The sequence below is a fragment of the Ottowia sp. genome, from assembly GCF_016703145.1.
Classification (GTDB): Bacteria; Pseudomonadota; Gammaproteobacteria; order Burkholderiales; family Burkholderiaceae_C; genus Ottowia.
Genome location: NZ_JADJCO010000002.1, coordinates 174209 through 195577 on the forward strand (window position 1 = coordinate 174209; position 21369 = coordinate 195577).

Consider the following 21369-nt stretch of genomic DNA (forward strand, 5'->3'; position numbering starts at 1 on the left):
GGCCGATGACGACCAGCCAGGAGAATCCCGAAGCCGCCGCGCCCCCCCTGCGGGGCTTGCGCGTGGTGGAACTGGGCCAGTACATCGCCGCGCCCGCCGCCGGCCAGACGCTGGCCGACCTGGGCGCCGACGTCATCAAGGTCGAGCCGCCGGGCGGCGACGCCTCGCGCAGGGTGGGCTGGACGGGTGACGACTACGGCCCCATGTTCAGCGCCTACAACCGGGGCAAGCGCTCCGTCGTGCTGGACCTGCGCCGCCCCGAGCAGCAGGCGTCCGCCAGGCGCCTGGCGCTCGGCGCGGACGTGGTGCTGGCCAACACCCGGCCCGGTGCGCTCGAAAAACTGGGCCTGGGGGCCGATCAGCTGACCGCCGAGGCGCCGCGCTTGATCTACGGCCGCGTCAGCGCTTTCGGCCAGACCGGCCCGGCCAGCATCCGCGCCGGGTTCGACATCGCGGCCCAGGCGGAAAGCGGCATGATGAGCCTGAACGGCGAGGCCGACCGCGATCCGGTGCGCGTCGGCTTCACGGTGGTGGATACCCTGGCTGCACACACCCTGACGACCGGCGTGCTGGCCGCCCTGGTGCGCCGCGGCGTCACGGGGCGCGGCGCGCTGGTGGACCTGTCGTTGATCGACGTGGCGGTGTCGGCATTGGCGAACGCGTGGACGGAATACCGCCAGTTCGGCCGCATGCCCCTGCGCCGCGGCAACGGCCAGCCGACGTCCGCGCCGGCCGCCGACCTGATCCATACGCGCGACGGCACCATCGTGCTTTCAGCCTACATGGATGAGCACTTCGTGCGCCTTTGCCGCACCATCGGACAGCCGGAACTGGCACAAGACCCGCGCTTCGCCACCAACCACGCCCGGGTGAGCCATCGCGCCGAGCTGATGGACACCTTGGCCAAGGCGCTCAGCCACTTCGACGCCGACGCCCTGGTGGACATGCTGGCCGAGGGCGGCATCGTCGCCGGCACCATACGCGACATGTCGCAGGTCCGCGCCGGTCACGCCGGCGTCAGCGCCGACCTCTTCGTGGACGTGCACGCGGCCGGCCGGGCGCCCATCAGCCTGCCGGGCCTGCCCGTCAACCTAGACGGAATCCGGCGCCAACCGGCGCGCTTGCCGGCACTGGGTGAGCATACCGAGCAGGTGTTGGCGGAACTGGGGGGATAGAGGCGGTTGGCTGGCCAATTTTGATATAAAAAAGGCCTCTGGCCAGCGTGAATAAAGCGATTGAAGCTATTTAATATATAGCAATCATCGCCCGCGTCCACCCGCCTCGCCGGAACCACAGGATCACCGCCGTCGTCAGCCCGCAGGCCGCCGCGTTGGCCAGGCTCACGCCGATGGCGGCGTCCACGCGCTGGCTGTCGTGTTCGTACATCCAGGCTGCCATGGTCAGGTGGGCGCCCAACCAGATCAGCCAGGTCCACAGCGAATGCTGGCGCGAGTCGCGGCTTTGCAGAATGGCCCACACCGTGGGCAGGTAGGCCACCAGCCGCACGGTGGTGAACAGCGTAAAGGCCCAGTTCAGCCCGCGCCGGTACAGTGCGCGCCAGCCCGCTCGCGGCGGCGGTCCTGATGCCGCCCCCTGCGGTAACCGAGTCGGTGGCCCCCATGCCGGAACCTCTTTTTTCGGTGGCCGAAGGCACCGGCGCCAGTGGTCAATTTTTGTAGCTGCAGGCGCTTTGCCGTCACTGGCCTGCGGCATGTTTGGCTTGAAATCCGGGCGACTGTGGATGCCGCCCGGCTTCGGCCCGGGCAATCGCTTCCATCGTCTCGACGGCGCTTTGGCATGACGCCGCCGCACGCACTGTCGAAAGCGGGGGGTGTGACAACACGAACTTCGTGCAACACGAGATTCGTGTAATCTGGGTGGCATGAAAAACGTCACTATCACTGTCGATGACGGTGTGCTCGAATGGGCGCGCGTCGAGGCGGCCCGGCAGGGCACCAGCGTGTCGCGGCTGGTGGGCGAGATGCTGGCCGAGAAAATGCGGCACGACGATGCCTACGAACGGGCCATGCAGGATGCGCTGAAGTTCGAGCCGCTGCCTTTTCAGCAACTGTATCTTTCGCGCGACGAAATCTATGCCGAGCGCCTCGACCGTTTTCGTTGACACCAACGTTCTGCTGTACGCGCAAGACCCGCGCAACCCGGACAAGCAGGCGCTGGCGGCGGCGTGGCTGGCGTGGTGCTGGCGGGCGCAGGCCGGGCGCATCAGCAGCCAGGTGCTGCACGAGTGGTATGTCAACTTGCGCCGCGTGGCGCCGCAGCTGCCGGTGGCGCAGGCGCGGGCCCTGGTGCGGCGTTATCGCAGCTGGCATCCGCTGATGGTGGACGGTGCCACCGTGGATCGGGCCTGGGCGATACAGGACGAGACGAGCTACAGCTATTGGGACTGCCTGATGCTGGCCGCCGCGCAGGAACAGGGCTGCCGTTATTTCCTGACCGAAGATCTGCAGCACCAGCGGCAACTGGGCGCGCTCACCGTGGTCAATCCTTTCCTCGGCTCGCCGTCAGACCTGAATCTGCCCTTGCCCTGAAGCCGGGCCGCTGCCGCGCGCGGCCCTATGCGGCAAGGGGGCGCAGTGCGCTGCCCATGAGCGTTTGGCGCTTTGCGTTTTCACGCCCAACGCCAAACGCATGACGCACAACGGGCTGTTTTACTTCAGGGCATCAGCACCGCCCGCCCCTGGATGCGGCCTTCGCGCAGGCGCTGGTAGACGTCGACGGCCTGCTCCAGCGGGAAGGCTTCCACCTCGGCGTGGATGCGGCCGGCCTCGGCCAGCGCGATGACTTCCATCAGCTCCGTGCGCGAGCCCCAGTACGGCACGCTGACCTCGCAGCCATAGGGCGGTTGGTTGGCCGCGTAGTGCAGCGTGCCGCCGCCCAGCCCGACGACGGCGATGCGGCTGGCGCGGCCGACGATGCGCGCGCACAAATCCACCGTGGGCTGCGCGCCCACGAAGTCCAGTGCCACGTCGGCGCCGCGCGCGCCGACCAGGGCGCGGAGGGCCTCGGCGGCCTGTTTGGCGTCGCGCGTGTTCACGGTGTGGTCGGCGCCCAGCGCGCGGGCGTGGGCCAGCTTGGCCTCGTCGATGTCGCAGGCGATCAGGCGCGCGGGCGTCAGCGCCTTCAGCAACTGCACCGCCATGTGGCCCAGCCCGCCGATGCCGATCACCACCACGTCGGCTCCCGGCCGCAGCCAGGGCAGGGCGGCCTTGATGGCGTGGTAGGGCGTCAGCGCCGCGTCGGACAGCGGGGCGGCCTGCACCGGGTCGAGCTTGCCCAGCGGCACCAGCAGGCGCGGCGAGGGCACGATCATGTACTCGGCCATGCCGCCGTCGGCGCCCAGCCCGCCGCCCATCACGGGCAGGCTGGCGTGCTGCTCGCAGTAGTTCTCGGCCGAGCCCTGGCAGGCGTGGCAGTGGCCGCAGCCCCAGGGGCCGTACACGGCGACGGCGTCGCCTTCCTTCCAGCCCGCCACGCCTTCGCCCAGCGCGGCGATGTGGCCGGCGTTCTCGTGCCCCAGCGTGAAGGCGTGCGGGAACATCGGGTGGTCGAGCACGTGCAGGTCCGAATGGCAGACCCCCGCGCCGGCCACGCGCAGCAGCACCTGGCCGGGGCCGGGCGTGGGCGTGGGGAGATCGACGATCTCGGGCGGGCGCCCGGCCTGGACGTAGCGAACGGCTTTCATGGGGTCTCCTGGTTTGCGGCGTGAGTGAAGTGGGCCGTGTCCGCCGCGCCGGCAGGGCGTGGAGGCCGACGGCCGGATGCAAGGGTAACCCCCGCGCCTGCTTTTGGGAATGAAACCGGATCAAGGCCAGGGGACGGGCGGGCCGGCGGCCACCTCGGCGCTTTGCCCTGCAGCGCGACACGGCCTGGGGCGCCCTCCGTGCGTCGGCCAGCGCCGTGGATGGCGTCTGGCCTACGATAGCGGGTTCCTTCCATCCGCCATGCCCTTCATGACCGCCGAAAGCCCGCGTCCCACCCACCTTGCCCGCATCCGCCAGGACGTGCAGGGCATGCACGCCTACGCCGTGCAGGAATCCGCCGGCCTGCTGAAGCTGGACGCCATGGAGAACCCCCACCGCCTGTCGCCCGCGCTGCAGGTCGAGCTGGGGCGGCGCCTGGGCCAGGTGGCCATCAACCGCTACCCCGGCGCGCGGGTCGATGCGTTGCGCGCCGCGCTGCACGCTCACGCCCGGCCGCCCGCCGGCTGGTCGCTGATGCTGGGCAACGGCTCGGACGAACTCATCAGCCTGCTGGCCATGGCCTGCGACGTGCCGGGCGCCTCCGTCCTGGCGCCGGTGCCGGGCTTCGTGATGTATGCCATGGGCGCGCAACTGCAGGGCCTGGCCTTCCACGGCGTGCCGCTGGCGGATGGCTTCGCGCTGGACGAGGCGGCCATGCTGACCGCCATCGCGCGCCACCGGCCAGCCATCGTCTACCTGGCCTACCCCAACAACCCCACCGGCACGCTGTGGGACGCCGGCGCCATCGCCCGCGTCGTCGCCGCCCAGGGCGCACAGGGCGGGCTGGTGGTGATCGACGAGGCCTACCAGCCCTTCGCCGCGCACAGCTGGATCGAGCCGGTGCGCGCCGCGCCGGCGCGGCACGCCCACGTGCTGGTGATGCGCACGCTCAGCAAGTTCGGCCTGGCGGGCGTGCGCATCGGCTACATGCTGGGCGACAAGGCGCTGATCCGCGAGATCGACAAGGTGCGCCCGCCCTACAACGTCAGCGTGCTGAACGCCGAGTGCGCGCTGTTCGCGCTGGAGCACGCCGACGTCTTCGCCGCGCAGGCCGAGGACATCCGGGCGCAGCGCGCGCTGCTGCTGGACGCGCTGGCGCGCCTGCCCGGCGTGCACCCCTTCCCCAGCCAGGCCAACATGATCCTGGCGCGCGTGCCCGACGCGGCCCGCGCCTTCGAGGGCATGAAGGCGCGCGGCGTGCTGGTCAAGAACGTTTCTAAAATGCATCCCTCGCTGGCCGACTGCCTGCGCCTCACGGTGGGCACCGCCGAAGAGAACGCGCAGATGCTGGCCGCGCTGCAAGCCGCCCTATGACCACATCCCCACGCACCGCCGAAGTCTCGCGCGACACCGCCGAGACGAAGATCACCGTCCGCATCGACCTGGACGGCACCGGCCAGTCCCGGCTGGCCACCGGCATCGGCTTCTTTGACCACATGCTCGACCAGATCGCCCGCCACGGCATGATCGACCTCGACGTGCGGGCCCAGGGCGACCTGCACATCGACGGCCACCACACGGTGGAGGACGTGGGCATCACCTTCGGCCAAGCCGTCCGGCAGGCGGTGGGCGACAAGACGGGCATCACCCGCTACGGCCACAGCTACGTGCCGCTGGACGAGGCGCTGTCGCGCGTGGTGATCGACTTCTCGGGCCGGCCCGGCCTGGTGACGGACGTGAACTTCACCAGCGGCATGATCGGCACCTTCGACACGCAGCTGCTGCACGAGTTCTTCCAGGGCTTCGTCAACCACGCCCTGGTCACCCTGCACATCGACAACCTGAAGGGCGTCAACGCGCACCACCAGGCCGAGACCATCTTCAAGGCCTTCGGCCGCGCGCTGCGCATGGCCCTCACGCCCGACCCGCGCGCCGCCGGGCAGATTCCGTCCACCAAAGGCTCGCTTTGAAAGAAATCACCCTGAAGCCCGCATCCATTCAGTGCGGAAAGCTATGAATTCAGGAGTTAACCAGACCGTCGCCGTGGTCGACTACGGGATGGGCAACCTGCGCTCCGTGGCGCAGGCGGTGATCCACGCCACGCAGGACACGCGCGTCAACGCGGTCATCACCGCCGACCCGGCGCAGGTGCGCGCCGCCCACCGCGTGGTGCTGCCCGGCCAGGGCGCCATGGCCGACTGCATGCGCGAGTTGCGCGAGTCCGGCCTGCTCGAGTCGGTGCTGGAGGCCGCCGCCGCCAAGCCGCTGTTCGGCGTCTGCGTCGGCATGCAGATGCTGCTGGAGCACAGCGCCGAGGGCCGCACCGCCGCCGGCACGCCCGGCCTGGGGCTGATCGGGGGCGAAGTGCTCAAGTTCGACCTGGCCGGCCAGGCGGCGCCCGACGGCGGCCGCTACAAGGTGCCGCAAATGGGCTGGAACCGCGTGCGCCAGGCGCGGCCGCACCCGGTGTGGGGCCAGGTGCCCGACGAAAGCTGGTTCTATTTCGTGCACAGCTTCTATGCTCGCCCGCGCGAGGCCGCGCACAGCGTGGGCGAAACCGAGTACGGCGCGCGCTTTACCTCGGCCATCGCGCGCGATAATATTTTTGCCACCCAGTTCCACCCGGAGAAGAGCGCCGCCCAGGGGCTGGCGCTGTACCGCAACTTTCTGCACTGGAACCCTTGACCACCGACGATTGCTTCGGTTTTAATAGCGATCAGCGCAGTTTCCATGCGGGCTGCGCGGAATTTTCCTTCACAAACCCACCATGCTGCTAATCCCCGCCATCGACCTCAAGGACGGCCACTGCGTGCGCCTTCGCCAAGGCGACATGGACCAGGCCACCACCTTCAGCGAGTCGCCCGCCGACATGGCCGCGCACTGGCTGGCGCAGGGTGCGCGCCGCCTGCACCTGGTGGACCTGAATGGCGCCTTCGCCGGCAAGCCGCAGAACCTGGCTGCCATCAAGGCCATCCTGGCCGAGGTCGGCGAAGACATCCCGGTGCAGCTTGGCGGCGGCATCCGCGACCTGGACACGATCGAGAAGTACATCGACGCCGGCCTGCGCTACGTCATCATCGGCACCGCCGCGGTGAAGAACCCCGGCTTCCTGCAGGACGCCTGCACCGCCTTCGGCGGCCACGTCATCGTCGGCCTGGATGCCAAGGACGGCAAGGTCGCCACCGACGGCTGGAGCAAGCTCACCGGCCACGAGGTGGTGGACTTGGCCAGGAAGTTCCAGGACTGGGGCGTCGAGTCCATCATCTACACCGACATCGGCCGCGACGGCATGCTCAGCGGCATCAATGTCGAGGCCACCGTCAAGCTGGCGCAGGCGCTGACCATCCCGGTCATCGCATCGGGCGGCCTGGCCGGCATGGCCGATATCGAGCAGCTGTGCGCGGTCGAGGGCGAGGGCGTCGAGGGCGTCATCTGCGGCCGCGCCATCTACTCCGGCGACCTCGAATTCGCCGCCGCGCAGGCGCGCGCCGACGCGCTGAACGGCTGAGAAGCCGACCACGTGCTGGCAGGGATACCATCCGCCCAGCCCTTCCGATTTCCTAACCGTGCGACGTCCCAACGTGAAACATGAACTTGATGCGCTGCAGCAGCTTGATGACCGGGCCGCCGGCCACCTGCTGGCCGACAGCACCCACGCCAACGCCAACGTCAGCCTGATCCAGATCCACGACCAGCGCAGCGCGCCGGGCGGGGTGGTGCGTTTCAAGAGCATCCTGGTCCAGTTGCAGAACCGACTGCACTTGTGGCCGATGTTCCGCAAGCGCCTGCAGCGCGTGCCGCTGGGGCTGGACCGGCCCTACTGGGTGGACGACGACATGTTCGACCTGGAATACCACGTGCGCCACATCGCGCTGCCCAAGCCGGGCGACTGGCGGCAGTTCTGCATTCAGGCGTCGCGCCTGCATGCGCGCGCGCTGGACATGGACCGCCCGCCCTGGGAGCTGTACGTCATCGAAGGGCTGGACAGCTTCCTCGACCTGCCCGAAGGCAGCTTCGCGTTGCTGCTCAAGACCCACCTGGCGGCGCTCGATCTCTCCGCGCTGGCCAGCCTGACCGAGGCCCTGTGCGACCGCCAGGCCGAGCCGTCGCCGCTGACGCCCCCGCCCTCGTGGTTCGCCGATTCGGCCCCCAGCCCGCTGACGCTGCTGCAGCGCAGCATGTGGCGCTCGGCCCTGTCGCCCTGGCAAATGCCCTGGGCCGTCGAGCGCATGGTGCCGATGGCCAAGGCCTTGACCGCCGGCTTCTCGGAAGTGCACCCCATGACGCGCTTCAATTCGGTGGTTTCGCCGCATCGCGTGTTCGAAACCCGCCGGTTCACCGTCGAAGAGTTCGAGGCGATCGCCGCCTCGGTGCACGGCGCCACCATCGAAGACGCGGTGATCGCCGTGTGCGGCGGCGCCCTGCGCCAATACCTGGAGCAAGACCTGGAGGAACTGCCCGCCAGCGGCAGCCTCAACGCGATGGTCTGGCACGCGGGCGCGGCGGACGCCGCGCAGGCCGGCGAAACCGGCAAGCCGACCTGGCGGCCCCGCGTCCTGGGCACCGACGTGGCCGACCCCCTGGACCGCCTAGCGACGGTGGTCGGCAGCCAGGCCCAATACCCCGTCGTCGCGCAGCAGGCCGTTCGCCCGGCCTTCCCGGCGGGGCAGGTGAAGGGGGAGGTGTCCGCCCACTGCATCATCCGGTTCATCCCGGCTCCCGCGCAAACCCAGTACCTGTGCGGCGCGCACATGGCCTACACGTCGGCCATCCTGCCGATCCGCGATGGCACTGGCCTGTCCTTCGCCGTGACGCAGTACGAGGGCCGCGTGGTGATTTCGCCCACCAGTTGCCGCGAAATCATTCCCGACCCGGAGCGCTTCGCCCAGTGTCTGCGCGACAGCTTCCAGGCCAGCCTGGCGCAGGCGCACAACCAGGTCAAGAAGGCGGCGCTGGCCGTATCCCGCGCCACGCCGAAACCCAAGGCCGGCGCCGTCAAGACGACCAAGCCATGAGCCGACGCCCGCGTCACGGCAGACAGGAAACGCCGAGAGACGCTTGACCGGGCAGCCCCATTCGGTGAACCACAAAAAAGCGGCTTTGACGAGCCGCTTTTTTCTTGCCGGTCAGGGCGCGGACGCGCTCGCCGGTCAGATGGGCAAGGCCTCGTGCGTGTACATGCGGTACAGGAAGCCGTCGGCGCCCTGGGGCTGGAACGGCTTCCATGCGCCTTCCGGCTGGGCCAGCCGGTCGGCCAGGATGGCCAGCACCATGGCATTGAAGCCCAGGCCGATGTGGCTGCCAGCGACGCGGATGTTCTCGCAATGGCTGGGATCGCCGGTGATGGTGGCCTCCTGCGCGGGCACCACGCCGTCGCTGACCGAATACAGGCAACTGATGGGCACGGGGGGCAGTTGCCGCTCGCGCAGCTTCTTCACGCGCGGCTGCATCACGTGCACGCTGGGGCCCAGCGGGTGGGCGATCAGCCGGTACAGCTTCTTGACGAAATCCGCCGACTGGCTGCCGTGCACGGGATCCACGGTGACCGGGCTGCCCAGGGTGATCAACTGGCGCACGCACTCCGGTGCTTCGAGCGCGCCGTACAACGAGAACATGCCGCCCAGGCTCCAGCCGATCAGGCTGACGGTGCGCCCGCTCTGATGGTGCAGGTGGCGGATCTTCTGCTCCAGCGCCTGGGCGTGGCGGAACTTGAAGCCCACGTTGCGGCCCATGCCCCAGGTGTGCACGTCGTAGCCGCGGCTTTCGAGGAACCTCTTGAGCACCGCCAGCGAGGCTTCGTCGCCCATGAAGCCCGGCGACAGCAGCACCGGGTGGCCGTCGCCCTTGGGGGTCTGCATCAGCCAGGGCCAGGCCAGCGGCAGCAGGGCCACCTCGTTGAAGACGCGCATCTCCAGCAGCGAGTGCAGCGCGCTGGGCTTGCCTGTGTGGGTGGACTGGGTGGCCATGATGTGTCGATTTCTGGGGTGTCGGGTGAATGAAAACCGGGAGCGTGGTCCATGCGGGTCGCGTGCATTCGATTTTAGCGGCCGGGCGTCATCCGCCGTGGCGCGGGGCGGGGCCCCGATGCGGCGAGAATCGGGTGCTTCGGCTTCCTGATTGCCTCCCATGCTGGCCAAACGCATCATTCCCTGCCTCGACGTCACCGGCGGCCGCGTCGTCAAGGGCGTCAACTTCGTCGAATTGCGCGACGCCGGCGACCCGGTGGAGATCGCCGCGCGCTACAACGAGCAGGGCGCCGACGAGTTGACCTTCCTCGACATCACCGCCACCAGCGACGGGCGCGACGTGATCCTGCCCATCATCGAAGCGGTGGCCTCGCAGGTGTTCATCCCGCTCACCGTGGGCGGCGGCGTGCGCACCGTGGAGGACGTGAGGCGCCTGCTCAACGCCGGGGCGGACAAGACCAGCTTCAATTCCGCCGCCATCGCCAACCCGCAGGTCATCGCCGACGCGTCGGCCAAATACGGCGCGCAGTGCATCGTCGTCGCCATCGACGCGCGGCGCCGCACCGGCGAGGACGCCGCCGCGCGCGGCCCCGGCTGGGACGTGTACAGCCACGGCGGGCGCCGCAACACCGGGCTGGACGCCGTGGCCTGGGCGCGCCGCATGGCCGAGTTGGGCGCGGGCGAGATCCTGCTGACCAGCATGGACCGTGACGGCACCAAGAGCGGCTTCGACATCGAGCTGACGCGCACCGTCAGCGAGGCGGTCAGCGTGCCGGTCATCGCCTCGGGCGGCGTCGGCACGCTGGACCACCTGGCCGACGGCGTGCAGCAGGGCGGGGCCGACGCGGTGCTGGCCGCCAGCATCTTCCATTACGGCGAATACACCGTGGCCCAGGCCAAGCGGCGCATGGCCGAGCGCGGAATCGTGGTCCGGCAATAGGGTTTTCGGCCTTGAGCCGGCGCCGATATTGGGCAGTTAGCTCCTAAAAAAGTATCAATCCAGGCCGCCCGCCGATTTCCGCACTGGAGTGGGCACCAAGTTGATGCATGATGTCGCGCATTTTGGTGCGCTCTCGCCCCTATGATTGCGCGAATTTGGTGCGCGTGCACCAATGAAGGAATTTTGATTGACCACCCCCGCCTTGAAGAATTTTTGGCCGCCGTGCAGCGGCGCGACCCGAATCAGCCCGAGTTCCTGCAGGCCGTGCGCGAGGTCATGGCCTCGCTGTGGCCGTTCCTGGACAAGCACCCCAGGTACCGCGAGCACGGCCTGCTGGAGCGCCTGGTCGAGCCCGACCGCGCCATCCAATTCCGCGTCGCCTGGGTCGATGACCGGGGTCAAACCCAGGTCAACCGCGCCTTCCGCGTGCAGCACAGCATGGCCATCGGGCCGTACAAGGGCGGCATGCGCTTCCATCCGTCGGTCAACCTGTCGATCCTCAAGTTCCTGGGCTTCGAGCAGACCTTCAAGAACGCGCTGACCACGCTGCCGATGGGCGGCGGCAAGGGCGGCGCCGACTTCGACCCCAAGGGCAAGAGCGACGCCGAAGTGATGCGCTTCTGCCAGGCGCTGATGCTGGAGCTGTACCGCCACCTGGGCGCCAACACCGACGTGCCGGCCGGCGACATCGGCGTGGGCGGGCGCGAGATCGGCTTCATGGCCGGCATGATGAAGAAGATCGGCAACGACGCCGGCTGCGTCTTCACCGGCAAGGGCACGGCCTATGGCGGCAGCCTGATGCGGCCCGAGGCCACCGGCTACGGCACCGTGTACTTCGCGCAGGAGATGCTGCACCGCGCGCACGAAGGCTTCGAGGGCCGGCGCGTGTCCATTTCCGGCTCGGGCAACGTCGCGCAGTACGCGGCCGAGAAGGCGCTGGAGCTGGGCGCCAAGGTCGTCACCTTCTCCGACTCCGGCGGCACCCTGGTGCACGAGGCTGGCTTCAGCCCCGAGCTGCTGGCCGATCTGATGCATTGGAAGAACGAGCAGCGCGGCCGCCTGGAGGACTTCTGCGCCAGGCACACGCTGGCCTTCGAGGCCGGCAAGCGCCCCTGGCACGTGCCGGTGGACATCGCCCTGCCGTGCGCCACCCAGAACGAGCTGGACGGCGCCGACGCCAAGACGCTCATCGCCAATGGCGTGCGCTGCGTGGCCGAAGGCGCCAACATGCCCAGCACGCTGGAGGCCACCGACCACTTCATCGCCGCCCGCGTGCTGTACGCCCCCGGCAAGGCCAGCAACGCAGGCGGCGTGGCCACCTCGGGCCTGGAGATGAGCCAGAACGCCACGCGCCTGTCCTGGCGCCACGCCGAGGTGGACGAGCGCCTGCACAGCATCATGAAGGACATCCACGGCAATTGCGTGCGCCACGGGCAGCAGGCCGACGGCAGCGTCAACTACGTCGAGGGCGCCAACATCGCCGGCTTCGTGAAGATCGCCGACGCCATGCTGGCCCAAGGCGTGAACTGACCGCCCCCCAGGCTTCGCGGACGTCGTTCCGCTCTCGCCACCCCCCTCGAAGGGGGCACCGCCACTGGCCGGGGAAAGTCCGGCCACGGCGGTCGCTGGCATGGCCTGCTCCGCGGCCTTTCGACTCCTTGGAATCGGCGCGCCGCCGGCGGATCGAGGATTTTTTAGTCGAATTGGCGGTTAGCCCGCGCCAGATAATAGCTACAAGCTATCAATAACGTAGTAAATCCGCGCAGGCGGCAGCGGGTCGGTATCGCCGACAATTCGAGCATGGATTGGCTGGATCACATCAAGTGGGACGCGCAGGGCCTGGTGCCCGTGATCGCGCAGGAGGCCGGCACGGGCGACGTGCTGATGTTCGCGTGGATGAACCGCGAGGCGCTGGCCAGGACGGCCGAGCTGGGCCGCGCCGTGTACTGGAGCCGCTCGCGCGGGCGGTTGTGGTTCAAGGGCGAGGAATCGGGCCACGTGCAGACCGTGCACGAGATCCGCATCGACTGCGACCAGGACGTGGTGCTGCTCAAGGTCACCCAGCTCGGGCACGAGCCCGGCATCGCCTGCCACACCGGGCGCCACAGTTGCTTCTTCAGCGTGCTGAAGGAGGGCGCGTGGCAGGCCGTCGATCCGGTCTTGAAAGACCCCGAGTCCATCTACAAATAAGGCCCATGAACTCCCAAGACGTGCTCGCGCGCCTGACCGCCGTCATCGACAGCCGCCGCCCCGGCGCCGGCGGCGATCCCGAGACCAGCTACGTCGCGCGCCTGTTGCACAAGGGGCCCGACGCTTTCCTCAAGAAGATCGGCGAGGAAGCGACCGAGGTGGTGATGGCCGCCAAGGACGCCGACCACGGCGCGCCGCGCGAGAAAATCGTCGCCGAGATGGCCGACCTGTGGTTCCACGGCATGGTGGCGCTGGCGCACTACGGCCTGTCGGCCGCCGACGTGGTGGCCGAGCTGGCGCGCCGCGAAGGCCTGGGCGGCATCGAGGAAAAGGCGCTGCGCCGCGTGCGTGAGCGCGAAACCGACGAATCCCAAGCGAAAGGAGCCCGCTGATGGCAGACAACGACATCATCGACCTGGAGCCGAACCGCCAGGACGGCGACGGGCTGCAGGCCTGGAGCTGGGTCAGCTACCTGCTGCACCTGATCGTGGCCGTGGCCGCCGTGGTGCCGGGCGCGCAGGCCAGCATCGCGCTGCTGCTCATCGCGCTGGTGATGGACCTGGTGAAGAAGGAAGACGCCGCCGGCACCTGGCAGGCCAGCCACTTCCGCTGGCGCATCAGCTCGGTGCTGTGGGCGGGCGTGCTGTACCTGGTGACGCTGCCGCTGTTCCTGCTGCTGTACCTGCCCGGCGCCATCGCCTGGGTGCTGATCTCGATCTGGTTCCTCTACCGCATCATCAAGGGCATGGTGCGGATGAACGCCCACCGGCCGGTCGATGCCTAAGGCGCCGCAGGGCGCCGCCAGCGCCAGGGCCGAGCCCAGGACGGCCAACCTGGCGCTGCAGGGCGGCGGCTCGCACGGCGCCTTCACCTGGGGCGTGCTGGACGCGCTGCTGGAAGACGGGCGCATCCGCTTCGAAGGCGCCAGCGGCACCAGCGCCGGCGCGATGAACGCGGTCGTGCTGGCGCACGGCCTGGCGCGGGCGCACGCCGACGGCTTGCGCGGACAGCCGGCCAACGAGGCCGCGCGCGCCGCGCTGGCGCGCTTCTGGGACGGCGTGGGCCTGCTGGGCAGCTTTGCCGCCGGCCTGCCGCTGCCGGCGGCGCAGGCCATGGCCTCGTGGGTCGCGCAGTGGTTCTCGCCCGCGCAGGCCAACCCCCTGGGCATCAATCCGCTGCGCCGGCTGCTGGAGCGCGAGGTCGATTTCGGGCTGCTGACCCACGGGCAGGCGATGAAGGTGTTCGTCACCGCCACCAACGTGCGCACCGGCCGCGGCGAGATCTTCAGCGGCCCGCGCCTGTCGGCCGACGCGGTGATGGCCTCGGCCTGCCTGCCGACGGTGTTCCAGGCGGTGCGGATCGAGGGCGAGCACTACTGGGACGGCGGCTACTCGGGCAACCCCGCCATCTACCCCCTGATCTACGCCACCCGCAGCGCCGACGTCATCCTGGTGCAGATCAACCCGGTCGAGGCGCCCTTCACGCCCGGCGCCAGCGCGCAGGAGATCATGGAGCGCGTCAACGAGATTACCTTCAACGCGCCGCTGCTGGCCGAGTTCCGCGCCATCGAGTTCGTCACCCGCCTGCTGGACGAGGGCCGTCTCGATCCCCAGCGCTACAAGCGCGTGCTGCTGCACCGCGTGGACGGCGGCGCGGCGCTGGCTGGTTTCGGCGGCGCCAGCAAGACGCGCGCCGACCCGGCCTTCGTGCGCCGGCTGTTCGAACTCGGCCGCACGGCCGGCCAGCACTGGCTGGCGGCGCACTTCCACGACCTCGGAGTGATCTCCAGCGTCGAGAAGATGAGCCAGGACTCCGTTCCCCCACCTCCCAGAAACGTGCCATGACCTCCGCTTCCCACGCCCACGATCCCGACTGCATCTTCTGCAAGATCATCGCCGGCCAGATTCCGTCGAAAACGATCCACGAGGACGACGATCTCGTCGCCTTCCACGACATCGCGCCCTGGGCGCCGGTGCACTTCCTGCTGGTGCCCAAGGCCCACATCGCCTCCATGGCCCAGGTCGGGCCCGAGCACGAGCGGCTGATGGGCCGCCTCATGACCCTGGCGCCCCGGCTGGCGCTGGAGCAGGGCTGCAACCCGTATCCGGAGGGCGGCTTTCGCATCATGGTCAACACCGGCGCCGAGGGCGGGCAGGAGGTGCACCACCTGCACGTGCACGTGATGGGCGGCCCCCGCCCCTGGCTGCGGGGATGAAAAGGACCATCCCAGGCTCCACACGCTTCGCGTTGTTCTTCCTCGCCCTTCGAGGGGGCACCGCCAGGGGCCGGGCAAAGCCCGGCCACGGCGGTCGCTGGCATGGCTTGCTCCGCAGCCATCGGCACCTTGGGGTTCATGCGGCGCCGGTGGCCCGCAGCGCCGTGGATCATTGAGATGCCCATCAGGGAACCGCCCTGATCCCCCGCCGTCTAAAATCGTCACATCGCACCGATCCAACGGGCGCAAGGAGTAACACCATGGGTTCTTTTTCCATTTGGCACTGGCTGATCGTGCTGCTGATCGTGGTCATGATCTTCGGCACCAAGAAGCTGAAGAACATGGGGTCCGACCTGGGCGGCGCCGTCAAGGGCTTCAAGGACGGCATGAAGGACGGCGCCGGTCCGGCCGCCGACGCCCCGGCCGGGCAGGTCGGCAACGCCACCGCGGCCAAGGACACGATCGACGTGCAGGCGAAGGAAAAGAGCTGACGCTTTTCTCCATGAGGCGCGATTCAGATCCGCCTCCACGCTGAACGCCCAACCTCCCCATGCTCGACCTCGGCATTTCCAAGATGGCGCTGATCGGCGCCGTGGCGCTGATCGTCATCGGCCCCGAGAAGCTGCCGCGCGTGGCCCGCACGGTGGGCGCGCTGCTGGGCAAGGCGCAGCGCTACGTGGCTGACGTCAAGGCCGAGGTCAACCGGGCGATGGACCTGGACGAGCTCAAGAAGATGAAGGAATCGGTCGAGGAGGCCGGCCGCGAGGTCGAGCAGGGCATCCACGCCACTCGTGCCGGCTTCGAGAAGGACTGGGCCGAGGTCACGGCCGGGTTGGACGATTCTGCCGGCACCGCCGACGGCGACCTTCCGGCCTGGACGCCGCCACCGCCCGGCTACAAGCACCCGGGCAAGAACTGGCGCCTCAAGCGCGGCGCCACGCCGCAGTGGTACAAGGCGCGCCAGGGCGTGCGCCGGCAGGTGCAGTCGGGCGCGGCGCGGGTGGCGCGCTTCCGGCCCAAGAGCGCTGCCAGGTGATCTGACCGCCGGGTGGCGCCCGCCCCGCCGCCGCGCGGCCCCCAGTCAGCGACAATCGCGCCTCCATGACCGACTCCCCCCAAAAGCCCGACCCCGAGGACGAACTCGCCGGCACCGAACAGCCCTTCGTCGCGCACCTGATGGAGCTGCGCGACCGGTTGATCAAGGCGCTGGTGGCGGTCGGCGTGGTGGCGGGCGTGCTGGCCGTCTTTCCGGGGCCGGGCCAGCTCTACGACCTGCTGGCCGCGCCGCTGGTGGCGCACCTGCCCCAGGGCGCCACCATGATCGCCACCTCGGTGATCTCGCCCTTCATGGTGCCGCTGAAGATCCTGCTGATGGCCGCCTTCCTGATCGCGCTGCCCGTGGTGCTCTACCAGGTGTGGGCCTTCGTCGCGCCGGGGCTGTATTCGCACGAGAAGAAGATGGTGCTGCCGCTGGTGGTGTCCAGCACGCTGCTGTTCTTCTTCGGCGTGGCGTTCTGCTACTTCTTCGTGTTCGGCAAGGTGTTCGCCTTCATCCAGCAGTTCGCGCCCAAGAGCATCACGGCGGCGCCGGACATCGAGGCCTACCTGGGTTTCGTGATGACCATGTTCCTGGCCTTCGGGCTGGCGTTCGAGGTGCCCATCGCCGTGGTGGTGCTGGCGCGCATCGGCGTGGTCACGGTGGCGCAGTTGCGCAGCTTCCGCGGCTACTTCATCGTGCTGGCCTTCGTCATCGCCGCCATCGTCACGCCGCCGGACGTGGTGTCGCAACTGGCGCTGGCCATTCCCATGTGCCTGCTGTACGAGGTGGGCATCTGGGCCGCGCAACTGTTCATCCGGCACACCCAGGCGCCGGAGGACGAGGCCAAGGCGGCGGAGTCCTGAACCCCCGTTTTTCAAGCAAAATCGGCCTTTAGCCCGCGCGGATATTGCGCGGAAAGCTATTAAAAATATAGTGATCGAATGACGCTCAGCGCACAGGCTGGCGGCGCGGCTGCGGCCGCTGCGCCGGCGTGACGCTGGCCTGCGCCTGCTCGCCGCGCCGCTGCAGCGCGAAGTCCACCGGCTGGCCGGGGGTGAGCGCGGCGATGCGCGTCAGCAGTTCCGACGGCGTGCGCACCGGCTGGCCGCCCACCTGCGTGATCACGTCGCCCGGCCGGATGCCGGCCTGCGCCGCCGGGCCGCCGTTGAGCACGCCCGTCACGATCACGCCCTGGCGCGCCTGCACGCCGAAAGTCTGCGCCAGCTCGGGCGTCAGCTCGCCCGGCTCCACGCCGATCCAGCCACGCACCACCTGGCCGTGCCGGACGATGCTTTCCATGACCTGCTTGGCGGTCGAGACGGGGATGGCGAAGCCGATGCCCATGCTGCCGCCCGAGCGCGAGTAGATCGCGGTGTTGATGCCCATCAGGTGGCCGCCGATGTCGGTCAGCGCGCCGCCGGAGTTGCCGGGGTTGATGGCGGCGTCGGTCTGGATGAAGTTCTCGAAGGTGTTGATGCCCAACTGGTTGCGGCCCAGCGCGCTGACGATGCCGCTGGTGACCGTCTGCCCCACGCCGAAGGGGTTGCCGATGGCCAGCACCTGGTCGCCCACCTGCAACTGGTCGGAGTTGCCGAGCACCATCACGGGCAGCTTGTCGAGGTCGATCTTCAGCACCGCCAGGTCCGACTCCGGGTCGGTGCCGATCACCTTGGCCGTGGCGCGGCGCGCGTCCTGCAGCACCACCTCGATCTCGTCGGCGCCCTCGACCACGTGGTTGTTGGTCAGCACGTAGCCCTCGGGGCTCATGATCACGCCCGAGCCCAGGCCCGACTGCTGCTGCTCGCCGCGTTCGCCGAAGAAGAAGCGGAACCACGGATCGCCGTTGAGCGGGTGGCGCGCCGACGTGTTGATGCTGACCACCGCCGGCGCGGCCTTGCGCACGGCGCCGTTCAGGCTGCCCGGCGCGGCGATCGTGCCGGCCGGCGGCTCGGGCGCCTCCAGGATCGAGATCGTGCCGGTGCTGCCCTGCAGCGCGCCGAGGCGCCCCAGCCACTGCGGCTTGAGCGTGGCAACGACGAAATACGCCGCCAGCAGCACGGTGACGGTTTGTGCGAGGAGCAGCCAGAGGCGTTTCATGAAGGTCGTCTTTCTGCGTCGTCCACGGGGCGGACGACGGCCGCTGATTGTAGGTCGCCGCCTTTCTGCGCCGGCCCACGCATCGCCGACAATCGACCCCATGCCGCGCGACAACGCCCCCGATTCCAGCTCCCTCGCGGGCCCTGTCGAACTGGCCCGCCTGCTGGCCGCTTGCGATGCCGAACTGCAGCCGGCGCGCTTCAAGGACTACGGGCCCAACGGCCTGCAGGTCGAGGGCCGGCGCGAGGTGCGCAAGCTGGTGAGCGGCGTCACGGCCAGCCGGGCGCTGATCGACGCCGCCATCGCCGCCGGCGCCGACGCCATCTTCGTCCACCACGGCCTGTTCTGGCGCGGGCAGAGCGGCACCGTCACCGGCTGGATGAAGGAGCGCCTGAAGCGCCTGCTGGCGCACGACGTCAGCCTGCTGGCCTACCATTTGCCGTTGGACGCGCACCCCACGCTGGGCAACAACGCCCAGTTGGGCCTGCGCCTGGGGCTGGAGGCGACCGGCCGCTTCGGCGAGCAGGACCTGGGCTTCATCGGGCGCCGGCTGGACGGCGAGGCGTTCGCCGACGCGGATGTGCTGACCTGGCAACTGGAACATGTGCTGAATCGGCCTGTAGTCCGCGTCGGAAAAGCGCGGGAAGCTATAGAAAAAGTAGCATGGTGCACCGGCGGCGCGCAGGGCTACTTCGAGGCCGCGATCGCCGCGGGGGCGCAGGCCTTCATCACCGGCGAAATCTCCGAGCCGCAGGCGCACCTGGCGCGCGAGTGCGGCGTGGTGTTCTTCGCCTGCGGGCACCACGCCACCGAGCGCTACGGCGCGCCCGCCCTGGCCGCCCACGTGGCGGGGCAGTTGGGCATCGCGCACGAATTCATCGACATCGACAACCCGGCATGAGATGAGCGCTTTTCTGCCCATCGCCATCACCCTCGGCGACCCCGCCGGCATCGGGCCGGAGATCATCGCCAAGGCATTCCGCGACGCGCCCGAGGCCCTGCGCGGCTGCTTCGTGGCCGGCGACGTGGCCACGCTGCGGCGCGCGGCGGCCCTGGTGCGGGGCAGCGGCGGCGTCAGCCTGCCCGTGGCCGAGATCGGCGCCGCGCGCGCGGCGCAAGACATGCCGCCGCGCTGCGTGCCGGTGCTGCAGGTGGTGCCGCGCGCGGCGCCGGTGCCGCTCGGGCGAGTCAGCGGCGCCGCCGGCCGCATCGCGGGCGACTGCGTGGTGTGGGCCGCCCGCGCCGCGCTGCGCGGCGAGATCGGCGCGATGGTGACCGCGCCGCTGCACAAGGAGGCGCTGGCCGCGGTGGGCGAGCCCTATGCGCGCTTTCCCGGCCACACCGAGCTGCTGCAGGCCGAGGCCGCCGCCCACCTGGGCCGGCCCGTGGATCAGGTGCCGGTGCGCATGATGCTGGCCAACGACGAGCTGCGCACCGTGCTGGTCAGCATCCACGTGCCGCTGCGCCAGGCGATCGAAAGCGTTACCGCAGGCAACATCCTTCAAACGCTGCGCATCGTGCACGAATCTGTGGGCGCGGCGCTACAGATCGCGCCGCGCATCGGCGTGGCCGGCCTTAACCCGCACGCGGGCGAGGGCGGGCTGTTCGGGCGCGAGGAGATCGAGGCCATCGCGCCGGCCATCGCCCAGGCGCGGGCCGAGGGCATCGACGCGCGCGGGCCGTTCGCGCCCGACACGGTGTTCATGCGCGCGCGCTCCACCCCGCAGCGCGCGGGCGAGTTCGACGTGGTGGTGGCCATGTACCACGACCAGGGCCTGATCCCGGTGAAGTACCTCGGCGTGGAGCAGGGCGTGAACGTGACGCTGGGCCTGCCCTTCGTGCGCACCAGTCCCGACCATGGCACGGCCTTCGACATCGCCGGCACTGGCCGCGCCGACGCCGCCAGCTTGCTGGCGGCGGTGCGCATGGCGCGCCAGCTTGCGCGATGAAAGCGCCTGCTGGGCAGAGCAGGTGGGCGCTGACAGCTATGAAAAAGGAAGCGGCCCGCGCGGGCGTGGTCAGCGCTTGAGGCTGTCGCGGATTTCGCGCAGCAGTTGCACCTCCTCCGGCGGGGCCTCGGGCGCGGCGGGCGCCGGCTCCTCGTTTCTCTTCAGGCGGTTGATCTGCTTGACCATCACGAAGATGATGAACGCCAGGAGGATGAAGTTGACCAGGATGGTGATGAAATTGCCGTAGGCGAACACGGCGCCCTGCTTCTTGGCCTCCTCCAGCGCCAGCCCGCCGGCCTGTCCGGCCAGCGGCAGGTAGTAATTGGAGAAGTCCAGCCCGCCGACGAGCCTGCCGGCGACCGGCATGATCAGGTCACCGACGATCGAGTCGACGATCTTGCCGAAGGCGCCGCCGATGATCACGCCGACGGCCAGGTCGATGGCGTTGCCCTTGACCGCGAATTCCCTGAATTCCTGCATCATGCTCATGGTGTTCTTTCCCCGAGATTATTGAAGACGGCGTCAGTATTCCGCGCAATTGACGAAAGTCAATCCCCGGCCGCGCACCCCCGGGAGCCCCAGTTTTGCTCCGCTACAATCGGCCGCTGTTTCGCGTACAAGAAAACATCCCCCGAGGACAGCCATGAGTGACGCCCCGCCCAGCAATTTCACCCCCGTACCCCTGGACAGCAGCAAGCGTACCTGGTTGATCGCCTCGAGTTGCGCTGGTGCCGCCGGTGCGGTGGCGCTGGCCACCCCCTTCGTTAGCAGTTTCAGCCCGTCCGAGAAAGCCAAGGCCGCTGGCGCGGCGGTCGAAGTGGACATCTCCAGCCTCAAGTCGGGCGAGAAGATGACGGTGGAATGGCGTGGCAAGCCAGTGTGGATCATGAAGCGCACGCCCGAGCAGATGGAGTCGCTCAAGAAGACCGATGCCGAGGTGGCCGATCCGAATTCGGAGCGCAACGCCTTTCCCACGCCCGAGTACGCCCGCAACGAAACCCGTTCCATCAAGCCGGAGCTGCTGGTGGTCATCGGCATCTGCACGCACCTGGGCTGCTCGCCGGTGGACAAGTTCCAGACCGGCGTGCAGCCCTCGCTGCCCGACAACTGGCTGGGCGGCTTCTTCTGCCCCTGCCATGGTTCGACCTTCGACATGGCTGGCCGCGTGTTCAAGAACAAGCCGGCGCCCGACAACCTGGAGGTGCCGCCCCACATGTATCTGTCGGACAGCAAGCTGCTGATCGGCGAAGACAAGAAAGCCTAAGAGGCGGC

26 protein-coding genes are annotated in these 21369 nt (G+C 69.2%); 21 read left to right on the forward strand and 5 right to left on the reverse strand.

What is annotated here, in order from left to right; genetic code table 11:
* Positions 1 to 5: 5 nt before the first annotated feature.
* Entirely contained in the window at positions 6 to 1175 is a 1170-nt protein-coding gene (locus IPG65_RS00960) for a CoA transferase (protein WP_293187445.1), read from the forward strand.
* A 70-nt stretch (positions 1176 to 1245) separates the two neighbouring features.
* On the opposite strand, the gene IPG65_RS00965 is transcribed toward IPG65_RS00960, so the two are convergent.
* On the reverse strand, positions 1246 to 1506 hold the full coding sequence (locus tag IPG65_RS00965; RefSeq protein ID WP_293187446.1) for a hypothetical protein: 261 nt from the start codon (positions 1504 to 1506) through the stop codon (positions 1246 to 1248).
* A gap of 376 nt (positions 1507 to 1882) precedes the next feature.
* On the opposite strand from IPG65_RS00965, the gene IPG65_RS00970 reads away from it, so the two are divergent.
* The gene (locus IPG65_RS00970; protein ID WP_293187447.1) at positions 1883 to 2122 is read left to right on the forward strand and encodes a CopG family transcriptional regulator; all 240 of its coding nucleotides are present in this window, start codon (positions 1883 to 1885) and stop codon (positions 2120 to 2122) included.
* Positions 2094 to 2549: a PIN domain-containing protein gene (locus IPG65_RS00975; RefSeq protein WP_293187448.1), complete on the forward strand. Its 456-nt coding sequence runs from the start codon at positions 2094 to 2096 to the stop codon at positions 2547 to 2549. Before IPG65_RS00970 ends, IPG65_RS00975 begins: the two co-directional genes overlap by 29 nt.
* A gap of 125 nt (positions 2550 to 2674) precedes the next feature.
* Here IPG65_RS00975 and IPG65_RS00980 read toward each other — a convergent pair whose 3' ends face one another.
* A complete protein-coding gene (locus IPG65_RS00980) occupies positions 2675 to 3703 on the reverse strand; it encodes an NAD(P)-dependent alcohol dehydrogenase (RefSeq protein WP_293187449.1) in 1029 nt (342 codons plus the stop codon).
* Between the two features lie 268 nt (positions 3704 to 3971).
* On the opposite strand from IPG65_RS00980, the gene hisC reads away from it, so the two are divergent.
* From hisC to IPG65_RS01005, 5 genes are all read left to right on the forward strand, one after another.
* On the forward strand, positions 3972 to 5075 hold the full coding sequence (gene hisC / locus IPG65_RS00985; RefSeq protein WP_293187919.1) for a histidinol-phosphate transaminase: 1104 nt from the start codon (positions 3972 to 3974) through the stop codon (positions 5073 to 5075).
* Positions 5072 to 5671, forward strand: coding sequence for an imidazoleglycerol-phosphate dehydratase HisB (gene hisB, locus IPG65_RS00990; protein WP_293187450.1), 600 nt, complete (start codon positions 5072 to 5074; stop codon positions 5669 to 5671). Before hisC ends, hisB begins: the two co-directional genes overlap by 4 nt.
* A gap of 43 nt (positions 5672 to 5714) precedes the next feature.
* On the forward strand, positions 5715 to 6386 hold the full coding sequence (gene hisH, locus IPG65_RS00995) for an imidazole glycerol phosphate synthase subunit HisH (protein ID WP_293187451.1): 672 nt from the start codon (positions 5715 to 5717) through the stop codon (positions 6384 to 6386).
* Positions 6387 to 6468: 82 nt separating this feature from the next.
* Positions 6469 to 7209: a 1-(5-phosphoribosyl)-5-[(5-phosphoribosylamino)methylideneamino]imidazole-4-carboxamide isomerase gene (hisA, locus tag IPG65_RS01000; RefSeq protein WP_293187452.1), complete on the forward strand. Its 741-nt coding sequence runs from the start codon at positions 6469 to 6471 to the stop codon at positions 7207 to 7209.
* A gap of 73 nt (positions 7210 to 7282) precedes the next feature.
* Positions 7283 to 8716: a wax ester/triacylglycerol synthase domain-containing protein gene (locus IPG65_RS01005; protein ID WP_293187453.1), complete on the forward strand. Its 1434-nt coding sequence runs from the start codon at positions 7283 to 7285 to the stop codon at positions 8714 to 8716.
* A gap of 135 nt (positions 8717 to 8851) precedes the next feature.
* Here the strand turns inward: IPG65_RS01005 and IPG65_RS01010 are convergent, their stop codons facing one another.
* Positions 8852 to 9667 carry an alpha/beta hydrolase gene (locus IPG65_RS01010; protein WP_293187454.1) on the reverse strand — a complete coding sequence of 272 codons (816 nt, stop codon included), beginning with the start codon at positions 9665 to 9667 and terminating at the stop codon, positions 8852 to 8854.
* A gap of 160 nt (positions 9668 to 9827) precedes the next feature.
* Between IPG65_RS01010 and hisF the strand changes: the two genes are divergently transcribed.
* The 10 genes from hisF (at position 9828) to tatC (ending at position 16914) form a co-directional block, all read left to right on the forward strand.
* Positions 9828 to 10607: an imidazole glycerol phosphate synthase subunit HisF gene (gene hisF / locus IPG65_RS01015; protein WP_293187455.1), complete on the forward strand. Its 780-nt coding sequence runs from the start codon at positions 9828 to 9830 to the stop codon at positions 10605 to 10607.
* Between the two features lie 141 nt (positions 10608 to 10748).
* The gene (gdhA, locus tag IPG65_RS01020) at positions 10749 to 12137 is read left to right on the forward strand and encodes an NADP-specific glutamate dehydrogenase (RefSeq protein WP_293187456.1); all 1389 of its coding nucleotides are present in this window, start codon (positions 10749 to 10751) and stop codon (positions 12135 to 12137) included.
* 270 nt (positions 12138 to 12407) lie between these two features.
* The gene (gene hisI / locus IPG65_RS01025; protein ID WP_293187457.1) at positions 12408 to 12797 is read left to right on the forward strand and encodes a phosphoribosyl-AMP cyclohydrolase; all 390 of its coding nucleotides are present in this window, start codon (positions 12408 to 12410) and stop codon (positions 12795 to 12797) included.
* 5 nt (positions 12798 to 12802) lie between these two features.
* Entirely contained in the window at positions 12803 to 13189 is a 387-nt protein-coding gene (locus IPG65_RS01030) for a phosphoribosyl-ATP diphosphatase (protein WP_293187458.1), read from the forward strand.
* Positions 13189 to 13581, forward strand: coding sequence for a hypothetical protein (locus IPG65_RS01035; RefSeq protein WP_293187459.1), 393 nt, complete (start codon positions 13189 to 13191; stop codon positions 13579 to 13581). The genes IPG65_RS01030 and IPG65_RS01035 overlap by 1 nt, the downstream gene beginning before the upstream one ends.
* Positions 13574 to 14641 carry a patatin-like phospholipase family protein gene (locus IPG65_RS01040; protein WP_293187460.1) on the forward strand — a complete coding sequence of 356 codons (1068 nt, stop codon included), beginning with the start codon at positions 13574 to 13576 and terminating at the stop codon, positions 14639 to 14641. Before IPG65_RS01035 ends, IPG65_RS01040 begins: the two co-directional genes overlap by 8 nt.
* The gene (locus IPG65_RS01045; RefSeq protein ID WP_293187461.1) at positions 14638 to 15012 is read left to right on the forward strand and encodes a histidine triad nucleotide-binding protein; all 375 of its coding nucleotides are present in this window, start codon (positions 14638 to 14640) and stop codon (positions 15010 to 15012) included. The genes IPG65_RS01040 and IPG65_RS01045 overlap by 4 nt, the downstream gene beginning before the upstream one ends.
* Before the next feature lie 260 nt (positions 15013 to 15272).
* Positions 15273 to 15503, forward strand: a complete 231-nt coding sequence (gene tatA / locus IPG65_RS01050) for a Sec-independent protein translocase subunit TatA (protein ID WP_293187462.1) — start codon at positions 15273 to 15275, stop codon at positions 15501 to 15503.
* A gap of 59 nt (positions 15504 to 15562) precedes the next feature.
* Positions 15563 to 16048: a Sec-independent protein translocase protein TatB gene (gene tatB, locus IPG65_RS01055; protein ID WP_293187463.1), complete on the forward strand. Its 486-nt coding sequence runs from the start codon at positions 15563 to 15565 to the stop codon at positions 16046 to 16048.
* 65 nt (positions 16049 to 16113) lie between these two features.
* On the forward strand, positions 16114 to 16914 hold the full coding sequence (gene tatC, locus IPG65_RS01060) for a twin-arginine translocase subunit TatC (RefSeq protein WP_293187464.1): 801 nt from the start codon (positions 16114 to 16116) through the stop codon (positions 16912 to 16914).
* Between the two features lie 85 nt (positions 16915 to 16999).
* Here the strand turns inward: tatC and IPG65_RS01065 are convergent, their stop codons facing one another.
* The gene (locus tag IPG65_RS01065; RefSeq protein ID WP_293187465.1) at positions 17000 to 18148 is read right to left on the reverse strand and encodes a trypsin-like peptidase domain-containing protein; all 1149 of its coding nucleotides are present in this window, start codon (positions 18146 to 18148) and stop codon (positions 17000 to 17002) included.
* Positions 18149 to 18248: 100 nt separating this feature from the next.
* Between IPG65_RS01065 and IPG65_RS01070 the strand changes: the two genes are divergently transcribed.
* The gene (locus IPG65_RS01070; protein WP_293187466.1) at positions 18249 to 19049 is read left to right on the forward strand and encodes a Nif3-like dinuclear metal center hexameric protein; all 801 of its coding nucleotides are present in this window, start codon (positions 18249 to 18251) and stop codon (positions 19047 to 19049) included.
* A 1-nt stretch (position 19050) separates the two neighbouring features.
* Positions 19051 to 20097, forward strand: coding sequence for a 4-hydroxythreonine-4-phosphate dehydrogenase PdxA (gene pdxA, locus IPG65_RS01075; RefSeq protein WP_293187467.1), 1047 nt, complete (start codon positions 19051 to 19053; stop codon positions 20095 to 20097).
* Between the two features lie 69 nt (positions 20098 to 20166).
* On the opposite strand, the gene mscL is transcribed toward pdxA, so the two are convergent.
* On the reverse strand, positions 20167 to 20586 hold the full coding sequence (gene mscL, locus IPG65_RS01080) for a large conductance mechanosensitive channel protein MscL (protein WP_293187468.1): 420 nt from the start codon (positions 20584 to 20586) through the stop codon (positions 20167 to 20169).
* 154 nt (positions 20587 to 20740) lie between these two features.
* On the opposite strand from mscL, the gene petA reads away from it, so the two are divergent.
* Positions 20741 to 21361: a ubiquinol-cytochrome c reductase iron-sulfur subunit gene (gene petA, locus IPG65_RS01085; RefSeq protein ID WP_293187469.1), complete on the forward strand. Its 621-nt coding sequence runs from the start codon at positions 20741 to 20743 to the stop codon at positions 21359 to 21361.
* Positions 21362 to 21369: the final 8 nt, after the last annotated feature.